The 6,460-nt window shown below is 42.8% G+C and carries 11 protein-coding genes; 9 read left to right on the plus strand and 2 right to left on the minus strand.

The window, feature by feature from the left end; all coding sequences use genetic code 11:
• The first annotated feature begins 374 nt into the window (after positions 1-374).
• From BUC17_RS13715 to BUC17_RS13740, 6 genes are read left to right on the plus strand one after another with little or no spacing between them, the layout of a single operon-like run.
• A complete protein-coding gene (locus BUC17_RS13715; RefSeq protein WP_073365483.1) occupies positions 375-1,103 on the plus strand; it encodes a pirin family protein in 729 nt (242 codons plus the stop codon).
• 9 nt (positions 1,104-1,112) lie between these two features.
• On the plus strand, positions 1,113-1,400 hold the full coding sequence (locus BUC17_RS13720) for a GNAT family N-acetyltransferase (protein ID WP_073365484.1): 288 nt from the start codon (positions 1,113-1,115) through the stop codon (positions 1,398-1,400).
• A gap of 1 nt (position 1,401) precedes the next feature.
• The gene (locus tag BUC17_RS13725) at positions 1,402-1,812 is read left to right on the plus strand and encodes an OsmC family protein (RefSeq protein WP_073365486.1); all 411 of its coding nucleotides are present in this window, start codon (positions 1,402-1,404) and stop codon (positions 1,810-1,812) included.
• A gap of 2 nt (positions 1,813-1,814) precedes the next feature.
• A complete protein-coding gene (locus BUC17_RS13730; protein WP_073365488.1) occupies positions 1,815-2,039 on the plus strand; it encodes a (4Fe-4S)-binding protein in 225 nt (74 codons plus the stop codon).
• Entirely contained in the window at positions 2,036-2,248 is a 213-nt protein-coding gene (locus BUC17_RS13735; RefSeq protein WP_073365490.1) for a putative antibiotic biosynthesis monooxygenase, read from the plus strand. The genes BUC17_RS13730 and BUC17_RS13735 overlap by 4 nt, the downstream gene beginning before the upstream one ends.
• Positions 2,249-2,250: 2 nt before the next feature.
• Positions 2,251-2,766: an NADPH-dependent FMN reductase gene (locus BUC17_RS13740; RefSeq protein ID WP_073365492.1), complete on the plus strand. Its 516-nt coding sequence runs from the start codon at positions 2,251-2,253 to the stop codon at positions 2,764-2,766.
• A gap of 35 nt (positions 2,767-2,801) precedes the next feature.
• Here the strand turns inward: BUC17_RS13740 and BUC17_RS13745 are convergent, their stop codons facing one another.
• Entirely contained in the window at positions 2,802-4,418 is a 1,617-nt protein-coding gene (locus tag BUC17_RS13745; protein WP_073365494.1) for a hypothetical protein, read from the minus strand.
• Between the two features lie 107 nt (positions 4,419-4,525).
• On the opposite strand from BUC17_RS13745, the gene fabD reads away from it, so the two are divergent.
• The 3 genes from fabD to BUC17_RS13760 all read left to right on the plus strand — a co-directional run bounded on the left by fabD (position 4,526) and on the right by BUC17_RS13760 (position 6,105).
• Positions 4,526-5,398, plus strand: a complete 873-nt coding sequence (fabD, locus tag BUC17_RS13750) for an ACP S-malonyltransferase (RefSeq protein ID WP_073365496.1) — start codon at positions 4,526-4,528, stop codon at positions 5,396-5,398.
• Positions 5,399-5,400: 2 nt separating this feature from the next.
• Positions 5,401-5,661 carry a hypothetical protein gene (locus BUC17_RS13755; RefSeq protein ID WP_073365498.1) on the plus strand — a complete coding sequence of 87 codons (261 nt, stop codon included), beginning with the start codon at positions 5,401-5,403 and terminating at the stop codon, positions 5,659-5,661.
• A gap of 177 nt (positions 5,662-5,838) precedes the next feature.
• Positions 5,839-6,105: a hypothetical protein gene (locus tag BUC17_RS13760; protein ID WP_143161825.1), complete on the plus strand. Its 267-nt coding sequence runs from the start codon at positions 5,839-5,841 to the stop codon at positions 6,103-6,105.
• Between the two features lie 71 nt (positions 6,106-6,176).
• On the opposite strand, the gene BUC17_RS13765 is transcribed toward BUC17_RS13760, so the two are convergent.
• Positions 6,177-6,460: T9SS type A sorting domain-containing protein (locus BUC17_RS13765; RefSeq protein ID WP_143161826.1), on the minus strand; the 284-nt coding region annotated here is incomplete at its 5' end.

Below are 6,460 nucleotides of genomic sequence, written 5' to 3' on the forward strand. Positions count from 1 at the left end.
AGTCCTCAGAAAACTTACGATGCTTACTGATTAATTTGATGTTTGCTTTCATATAAATTGACTTGATGTGGTCAACCTATATCAGGGACGTACATTATACAATGTACAGTATAGAGTATTCAGTATTCAGGGTGGTACAAAGTGCTGAAATTAAAATCTGAATACTGCAAACTGATCACTGATGACTATTGACTGTTGACTGTTCACTGATGACTGTTCACTGTTCACTGTTGACTGATCACTGATCACTGTTGACTCCAAAGTAGTAGATAGTAAAACTTAAATTCCGATTCAACTTTCTTAACCTAGATTAAGTGTCCTAAAGTGAGTCGCGCCCTACCTTTGTATCGTAATAATCATTAAATTTAAATGTCATGAAAAATACAGTTATCCATAAATCAAACACCCGTGGTTATGCCAATCACGGTTGGTTAGAAGCGCGTCATACTTTTAGCTTTGCGGGCTATTACGATCCCAATCGCGTACAGTTTGGCGTATTGCGTGTGTTAAACGATGATATTGTAGCCGGTGGTATGGGCTTTGGTACTCATCCGCACGACAATATGGAAATCATTACGATTCCGTTGGAAGGCGATTTGGCCCACAAAGACAGCATGAACAATGCCGAAACCATCAAGTTTGGCGATGTACAGGTGATGAGTGCGGGAACGGGAATTCAGCATAGTGAATTTAACCCCAATCATGATCGTCGTACGAATTTGTTGCAAATCTGGGTGTTCCCCAAATACCGTAATGTCGAACCCCGTTACCAACAAATTACCTTAAATGTGCCCGATCGTGAAGGGAAGTTTCAACAAATTTTATCCCCCAATGCCGACGATGAAGGCGTTTGGATTCACCAAGATGCTTGGTTCCACATGGGGAATTTCAAAGCGGGAGAACAAGCGAACTATACCTTTAAAAAAGAAGGCAACGGGTTGTATGTTTTTGTAATCAAAGGTGGATTAACCGTAGATGGACAAGCACTCGAACTTCGTGACGGTATGGGCATTTGGACGGACGACAACAGCCTGGCTACAGTGGACTTTCAAATGACCGAAGATACTGAATTATTACTCATGGAAGTTCCCATGTTTCAATAAATAAGTGGTATGGAACCGATTGTACATCTCGAACAAAACGACAAAAATGGTTTTTTTCAAATTACCATTGATGGCACAGAACAAGGACGCATGACGTTTGTGTATGCGGGACCGGATAAGATCATTATCGATCATACGGAAGTGAGACCCGGCAACGAAGGTAAAGGGTTGGGTAAAAAAATGGTAACGGCTGCCGTTGAAATGGCCCGCGCCAACGGTTTGAAAATTTTACCCTTATGTCCGTTTGCCAAAGCGGTTTTTGATAAAACCCCCGAATTTAACGACGTACGTGTGTAACATGAAAAAGTTATTAGAAAACGACATCATCGGAAGTATCGGTACCCAATTGTACCGTTGCACCATTCAGTGGCGTAACGGCCAACTGGTGATGGACGAACCCGAATCGCTGGGCGGACAAGACTTGGGACCTGACCCCTACACAACTTTGCTGGCTTCTTTGGCGGGTTGTACCCTATCGACCTTACGGATGTATATTGACCGAAAGGGTTGGGCTATTCCCGAATTTTCGGTAACTTTAAACATGGAACAAGAACAAACTCCAGCATTAGTGACGCACATTTCACGAACAATTACTTTTCCTGAAAGCGTGGAGGCCGCAATCCAGCAACGCTTGTTGGTCATTGCTGAAAAATGTCCCGTATCCAAAATTTTAGAAAACAACATCGTTATTCACACCAAAACCACTTAACTATGGACCCAAATGACCTTACCAAAGAATACAGCAATGGCGAAGTGACCATTGTATGGAAATCGGGATTGTGTAAACATGCGGCGGAATGTGTTAAAAACAATCCGGCGGTATTTAAACCCAAAGAGAAACCATGGATTAATCCTGAGAATTCAGATACTGAAGCGATAGTGGAAACCATTAAAAAATGCCCTTCAGGCGCACTCACCTATTATTACAACAAATGAAACCACCCAAAAAATGGAAATTTGCACTCATGGTTTGGATTGCCATCTATCCTGCGATTACGTTGGCTTCCTATCTGTTGGGTGACTCCATCAAGGACTTGGCCTTACCGATTCGCACGTTGATTATGACCGCTATTTTGGTGCCGCTCATGGTCTATGTTCTTTTGCCTTTATTACGAAAACTATTCGGAGCTTGGCTCCACACCTAACGATGAAAAAAATTATTGCTTTTGGCGGTTCAACCAGCCAATCCTCGATCAACAAACAACTGGCGACCTATGCCGCCCATTTATTTTCCAATGCCGAAGTCGAAGTCTTGGACTTAAACGATTACCCACTTCCGCTATTTTCGGTCGATTTGGAAAAAGAGGGAATCCCTCAGGCGGCGCATGATTTTTATGCCAAAATTGGTTCCGCCGACGTACTTGTCGTTTCGTTAGCCGAACACAACGGGGCGTATTCGGCGGCATTTAAAAACCTTTTGGATTGGACTTCCCGCATTCAAAGTAAAAATTTCCAAAACAAACCGATGCTACTCATGGCGACCTCTCCCGGAGCGCGGGGCGGTGCCAGTGTGATGGAACTCGCGCAAAAACGGTTTCCCTACCAAGGGGCTGAAATTGTGAGCACGTTCACATTACCCAATTTTTATGACCACCTGATCGATGGTGTTCTGAGTGACTCCTATCATGCCGAATTGGTTGAATGTGTTGCAAAATTTTCTTAAAAAAAACCCGAAGCTTTCACTTCGGGTTTGCTTTTTTATCGAAACGCTTTGTTGTCAAAACGGGTGACGTCAATGATGGTTTCTCCGTCGACATCATAGGAGATGGAAATCGAATCCCCGACTGTCGTGATGGGTAATTCGGCCGAAATTTGCGAGGAGCCCACAAAAATTCGGTCCATTCCTTTCACCGTAAAATAATACACACTGGAACCATTTTTTACATCGGTTTGAATACGGGTTACCACCGATTCCAATTGCTTTTTCCCACGAGAATCGCCGCTGGCTAATTTACTTCCCGAAGAATTATAGGCGCTCTTGAATGCGGTTAACGTTTCTCGCATCGAATTGCCCACGCCAACAATGGTGTAGTCATTAATGGCCACCATGGCGTACATTTTGACCAATCCCCCATCATCTTTTAGCGTCATGATATACGTGGGAATCCCATTGATGTTGTACGGAATGGGAAGCGCGGCTTTGTACCCTTTCTCTTGTACTTTCCCTTCTGCCGATTGCTGTGCCGCATATTCGGTGGCGCCACTTTGTTTATAAAATGTGGCTTCTTTGGTTCGGGTATCTACCAACACAAAACCTACAGCGCTTTCGTCACTTCCTACCGAGGTAATTCCGGTATACCAATACGACCGATTATTTTTACCATACACCAAGGTAAGTCCTTCGGTAATTTGCAATTTATCTTTATTCGAAAAATTCCAATACCCGTTGATGTACTCGCCCCAGTCTTCCAACTGTGTTTCAACGATAGTCGCGGGTTGGATACGGTCTACCCAAGCAGGCGTTGTGGCTAAGGTATACGACTTCAAGTCCCCCGTTTGTGCATCGACTACGACAACCCCAGTGGTATTTTTCCCCGAGAATCCAATCGTTTTTTCATAGGTAGAAACCACCCAATACGGCCGTCCAGATTCATCGATTTCAAACACAAAATCTTCCAATCCTGTCGTCGCATATCCATTAAAATATAAATGTCTATGCAGGTTGCTTTGAAAAAAAGCGCCGGGTTGGAATTTCAATTGTACAGGTTGGTTGCCCACTTGTTGGACCAAACGCACATCCCGTTCGTTGGTAGCCGAAACCATCACATACCCCGGAGTTCCTTGGGTATTGTTCATCCATTTAAAAAAACCCGAGTGCAATAACGGAGCTACCCAGTACAATTCGTTGTGCACTTTTTGTATTGAAAATTGCCCCAACTGCACCTGACTCCCCAAAGCGGGTTGCGAGCCAATAATTTTTTCTCCTAATAAATAGGCTAGGTTGCGATCGACCACGCGAATTTGATCCATCCCAATCGGTGCCATTTGTTGTGAAATGGAATTGCCTTTTTTGACCGTACCAATCAATTTTTGATAGCGATCGGTATGCAAAAATGTCGCTGTGGTAACCAAAGGAATAATCGTTAAATAGAGGAAAAGGACCAAAAACACCCATTTCCAAGCCTTGTGGGGAGGTTGCCCGACGGTAAATTTTTTAAACTCTTTGTCGGTGCTAATTTTCATCGAAAAAATATAGACCAAGCCCAGTATAAAAAATACTATAATTGCTATAGGGTAAAAACCGTAATTCAAAACGGGTAACGAGAGGTAAACGATGCCCCCCAAAAAAAGCAGTCCAAGGATAATTTTTTTCATACTATTTTTTTGACTATTGGACGCTGAAAAGAGAAAAAAAGTTACAATTTGACCCTGATTTCAAAAATATAGATGCTTCTCACTATTTTTGCAGTAAAACCTAGTGTATGAAAGCATATGTATTCCCTGGCCAAGGGGCTCAATTTACCGGAATGGGTAAAGACTTATATGAACATTCTGCCGTAGCGCGGGAGTTGTTTGAAAAAGCCAATGAAATTTTGGGTTTCCGTATTACCGACATCATGTTTGAAGGAACCGCAGAACAATTGAAAGAAACCAAAGTAACCCAGCCCGCAGTATTTTTGCATTCGGTGATTTTGGCCAAAACCTTGGAGGATTTCCAACCCGAGATGGTAGCCGGTCATTCCTTAGGGGAATTTTCAGCCTTAGTTGCTAGCGGCGCTTTGTCGTTTGAAGACGGGTTAAAATTGGTTTCACAACGAGCCCTTGCCATGCAAAAAGCCTGTGAAATTACCCCATCTACAATGGCGGCCGTATTGAACTTGGACGATAAAGTAGTCGAAGACATTTGTGCTTCTATTGATGGAGTTGTCGTTGCTGCAAATTACAACTGTCCAGGGCAATTGGTGATTTCGGGCGAATTTAAAGCGGTGGAAGAAGCCTGTGAAAAAATGAAAGAAGCCGGGGCAAAACGCGCCTTATTATTGCCTGTAGGTGGTGCCTTTCACTCTCCGATGATGGAGCCTGCTCGCGAAGAATTGGCTGCCGCGATTGAAGCTACCCATTTTAATGACCCCATCTGTCCGGTGTATCAAAATGTACCTGCAAGTGCGGTAAGCGATGCAGCTACTATCAAACAAAATTTGATTACCCAATTGACCGCCCCTGTAAAATGGACCCAATCGGTGCAACAAATGATTGCCGACGGCGCCACTTCCTTTACCGAAGTAGGTCCTGGAAAAGTATTGGTGGGATTGGTCAATAAAATAGATAAAGAAGTAACCACAATTTCAGCATAAAAATGAAAAAGATTGTATTCAGTGTTGCTACGCTACTACTATTAGTGGGCTGTAAAGAAACGACACAAGAGAAATTGGATGCCGCCAAGGAAGCCGTATCGCAAGAAGTAAAAGAAAAAGTGGATTCGGTCACTACCAAAACTGAAAAAGCATTGGACTCGACCACAAAGAAAATCAAATCGAAAGTCGACACCCTATTGGTAAAAGGCGCTACGAAAGTAGAGGAAAAAGCCAAAGCGATTAAAGAAGGTGCCAAAAAGTAACCTTTTTAAACACATTAAACTCTTTTAACCCCCCTAAACAGGGGTTTTTTTATGGTCTGAGGTGTTAAAAAAATAATTTTTTTTCGATTCTGGCAAGGCATGGTATTTTTTTGGCATTCGATTTGTAATAGGGGAAATAGTTCTTTTTATTTATTAATTCTTAATCCCTTAAAAAAAATGAAAAAAGTAATGTTGAGCTTCGCTGTGATCGGAGCATTGATGGTGGTTTCTTGCGAGAAAAAAGCCGATGAAAAAGTAGTATCTGAAACTGAAAAGATTGCAGATACGTTGGAAAAAGAGGCCGATACGGCAGCTACAAAAATCGATGCTACGATTGAAGAAACCGGTGATGCCTTGAAAGCTGCTGGTGAAGAAGCTAAAGAAACTGCGAAAGAGGGCGCTGATAAAGCAACCACTGCCGCGAAAGAAGCTGTAAAAAAATAATTTACAGGCAATTAGTTGTAAAAAAAAGAGGGCTTAGGCCCTCTTTTTGATTTTCATTATTTATGGTTTACTTATCGTTTGACCACACGAAGGGTTTTCACGTTAGTTCCTTGTGTTAAAATCACATGGTATACCCCCGCAGGATAATTGGCTCCCACTTCAGTACTTTCGATTGCATCGGCGTTAACCGTACGCGTTTCGATGGCACGTCCCATCATATCATACACTTGGATGGTGATTGAAGCTTGGCTTGCAGTAGCTACTTTGAAGTAGAATTGCTCCGCATATGGATTGGGATATACCTGCGCATCGAAAGCTACACCTGTTACGGATGTGTCTTCAATCGTACGAGCGA

This window comes from Flavobacterium fontis (assembly GCF_900129405.1).
GTDB classification, from domain to species: Bacteria; Bacteroidota; Bacteroidia; order Flavobacteriales; family Flavobacteriaceae; genus Flavobacterium; species Flavobacterium fontis.

Bases quoted from the DNA above. Each gene is read 5' to 3' on its own strand.
- fabD (WP_073365496.1), top strand. From the start codon at position 4,526: ATGAAAGCATATGTATTCCCTGGCCAAGGGGCTCAATTTACCGGAATG.
- BUC17_RS13760 (WP_143161825.1), top strand. From the start codon at position 5,839: ATGAAAAAAGTAATGTTGAGCTTCGCTGTGATCGGAGCATTGATGGTG.
- BUC17_RS13715 (WP_073365483.1), top strand. From the start codon at position 375: ATGAAAAATACAGTTATCCATAAATCAAACACCCGTGGTTATGCCAAT.
- BUC17_RS13755 (WP_073365498.1), top strand. From the start codon at position 5,401: ATGAAAAAGATTGTATTCAGTGTTGCTACGCTACTACTATTAGTGGGC.
- BUC17_RS13725 (WP_073365486.1), top strand. From the start codon at position 1,402: ATGAAAAAGTTATTAGAAAACGACATCATCGGAAGTATCGGTACCCAA.
- BUC17_RS13730 (WP_073365488.1), top strand. From the start codon at position 1,815: ATGGACCCAAATGACCTTACCAAAGAATACAGCAATGGCGAAGTGACC.
- BUC17_RS13745 (WP_073365494.1), bottom strand. From the start codon at position 4,418: ATGAAAAAAATTATCCTTGGACTGCTTTTTTTGGGGGGCATCGTTTAC.
- BUC17_RS13720 (WP_073365484.1), top strand. From the start codon at position 1,113: ATGGAACCGATTGTACATCTCGAACAAAACGACAAAAATGGTTTTTTT.
- BUC17_RS13735 (WP_073365490.1), top strand. From the start codon at position 2,036: ATGAAACCACCCAAAAAATGGAAATTTGCACTCATGGTTTGGATTGCC.
- BUC17_RS13740 (WP_073365492.1), top strand. From the start codon at position 2,251: ATGAAAAAAATTATTGCTTTTGGCGGTTCAACCAGCCAATCCTCGATC.